The sequence below is a fragment of the Olivibacter sitiensis DSM 17696 genome (assembly GCF_000427965.1).
In the GTDB taxonomy this organism is placed as follows: domain Bacteria; phylum Bacteroidota; class Bacteroidia; order Sphingobacteriales; family Sphingobacteriaceae; genus Olivibacter; species Olivibacter sitiensis.
This window is the reverse complement of record NZ_ATZA01000105.1, coordinates 1-1742: the sequence shown is the minus strand read 5'-3', so window position 1 is coordinate 1742 and position 1742 is coordinate 1. Positions and strand designations below refer to the sequence as shown.

Below are 1742 nucleotides of genomic sequence, written 5' to 3'. Positions count from 1 at the left end.
TTGGTGTTCCCATAATTAAATCTAACGTTTTTGATGAAAACACTCCTTAAGTTTTTAAAATATCGTGTCCACTTTTTGCTGACGATTTACAATCTCCGAATAGGCACTATGATATTGTTCGCCATAATGCATTTTCAAATCGGAAATAACCATATCAAAGGCTATTGCGTACATACCTCATTGTCCAAACGTTTGAACATATCCTCTTTTTCAAAGAAGATTTCACCATCGTCTGCCTTTGCCGTAATCACGATGCCCACATATGGATTTTTCTCGACCTCAATAACAGTGGCTTCCGTCCAATCCGCTCTTCCCGTAACTTGAGGAGCAATTAAAACTCTGTCTCCTGTTTTCATATTCTCCTGATTTTTATCAAAGATAAAAAATTCTAAAAATTTGTCAGGCATATTGTTAAACATTAAAGTCTTCTTTGGATTGCTCCTTATGTATTTGCAGTGCAAATACAATATCCTAAATCCATTAAACCAACCTCTGATCAGTGATTTTGGTAGGCAATACCGTGATCGGTATAAGCGTAACGTCATTTTATCTGGCGACCTTTGTACAGTAACACCATTAAGATGGTACAAATGAGAAGAATAACTTATATAGCAATATTAGTTTGTATTTCATTGCTTGCAGATCAATCACTGGCACAGCAGAAAATGACAACAGATAAAAATGCATTAAGCCCGAAAGAACATAGCCTAATTTCCATTTCTGCATTTACAGCAAAAGGCGATTTGGAAAAGCTAAAAACGGCGCTAAGTACAGGTCTTGAGGCAGGTTTGTCCGTCAATTAAATAAAAGAAGCATTGGTACACCTGTATGCCTATTGCGGATTTCCCCGCAGTATCATAGGATTGCAGGTCTTTATGGAGGTGTTGGACGGACGCAAAGCCAATGGCGTAAATGACAATATAGGCAACGATGTTTCGCCCATTGACCAAACAGGTAATAAGTACAAACGTGGTAAAAAGATTTTGGAAGAATTGACCAAAACGCCACAACCCGAAATCCTTACAGGTTATTCGGCATTTGCCCCAACAATTGATACATTTCTAAAGGGACATTTATTTGCCGATATTTTTGAAAGAGATGTGTTGACCTATGCCGAAAGGGAGTTGGTAACCATTTCCGTAATAGCTGCTATTGGCGATGCGGAACCTATGTTGCGTTCGCATTTAGCCATTTGTCTGAATGTAGGCTTAGCACCCGAACAGGTGCAACAGTTTATAACGGTTATTAAATCAACTGTAGGAAAAAAGGAAGCCAAATCGGCGCAAAAAGTTTTGGAAGAGGTGCTTAAAAGCGGTAAGACACAATAAGATAGTTGAGAGATCTTTGTGATTTTGTAGCACATTAAACGAGTTGTGCGGCAATTTACCCAAAACACGACCCCTGAAAAAGCAGAATTCATTTATTCAAATATTTTTACTAATTTCGTATCCAAGTGAATACACATTTAACATGTACTTTGTTGAGAAAACGATAAAATTCGACAAGTGGTTGAGGAAATTAAAAGATTTAAGAGCAAAAGCAAAGATTTTGTTCAGAATTCAAAAATTGGAAAAGGAAGAACACTTTGGAGATTGTAAACTGTTGGAGACGGAATTAGTGAATTGAAAATTAACTACGCAAAAGGGTATAGAATCACTACCAAACGGATAAACTTAAAAACAGGCAATAAACTCACTTAACTTACTGATTATCAGTAAATATTTTCATTAGATAAAAAAGCC

Annotated in this window: 3 protein-coding genes; 2 read left to right on the top strand and 1 reads right to left on the bottom strand. The window is 36.7% G+C overall.

Annotation, left to right across the window (positions count from 1 at the left end; all coding sequences use genetic code 11):
* Window positions 1-161: 161 nt before the first annotated feature.
* Window positions 162-356 carry a hypothetical protein gene (locus A37S_RS0122480; protein ID WP_028298880.1) on the bottom strand — a complete coding sequence of 65 codons (195 nt, stop codon included), beginning with the start codon at window positions 354-356 and terminating at the stop codon, window positions 162-164.
* Between the two features lie 234 nt (window positions 357-590).
* Here A37S_RS0122480 and A37S_RS28100 point away from each other — a divergent pair, with 234 nt between their 5' ends.
* Both A37S_RS28100 and A37S_RS25870 read left to right on the top strand, forming a co-directional pair.
* The gene (locus tag A37S_RS28100; RefSeq protein ID WP_245586455.1) at window positions 591-803 is read left to right on the top strand and encodes a carboxymuconolactone decarboxylase family protein; all 213 of its coding nucleotides are present in this window, start codon (window positions 591-593) and stop codon (window positions 801-803) included.
* Window positions 804-815: 12 nt separating this feature from the next.
* Window positions 816-1328 carry a carboxymuconolactone decarboxylase family protein gene (locus tag A37S_RS25870; RefSeq protein WP_245586454.1) on the top strand — a complete coding sequence of 171 codons (513 nt, stop codon included), beginning with the start codon at window positions 816-818 and terminating at the stop codon, window positions 1326-1328.
* The last annotated feature ends 414 nt before the right edge of the window (window positions 1329-1742 follow it).

Coding starts and splice junctions, on each gene's coding strand:
- A37S_RS0122480 (WP_028298880.1), bottom strand. CDS start 356: ATGAAAACAGGAGACAGAGTTTTAATTGCTCCTCAAGTTACGGGAAGA.
- A37S_RS28100 (WP_245586455.1), top strand. CDS start 591: ATGAGAAGAATAACTTATATAGCAATATTAGTTTGTATTTCATTGCTT.